This window comes from Microbacterium sp. H6 (assembly GCF_003314775.1).
GTDB classification, from domain to species: domain Bacteria; phylum Actinomycetota; class Actinomycetes; order Actinomycetales; family Microbacteriaceae; genus Microbacterium; species Microbacterium oxydans.
The window spans coordinates 1-246 of sequence record NZ_QOAY01000288.1; the positions used below are offsets into that span (position 1 = coordinate 1).

Sequence of the window (246 nt, forward strand, 5' to 3'; positions counted from 1 at the left end):
TGGTGCCGGCCGGCGCGACCCAGCCGGTTCCCTCCAGCGCCTCGACGACCGCGCCCCAGCGCACGCCGGCGCCGACGGTCGCGACCCCGCTCTCGAGGTCGAGGGACAGCTCGTCGAATGCGCTCATGCGCACCAGGACGGCACCACTCAGGTCGCTGGATGCGCCGTGGCCGCTCGGCTGGATCGCGAGGCTCGTCCCCGCTTCCCGTGCTGCGCGCAGGAGCACACGGAGGTCGTCGACGTCGG

1 protein-coding gene is annotated in these 246 nt (G+C 74.4%); it reads right to left on the bottom strand.

Going from position 1 to position 246, the window contains the following annotated elements:
- On the bottom strand, positions 1–246 hold a 246-nt coding region (locus DSP71_RS18495; RefSeq protein ID WP_113681790.1), incomplete at both ends, for an FAD-binding protein.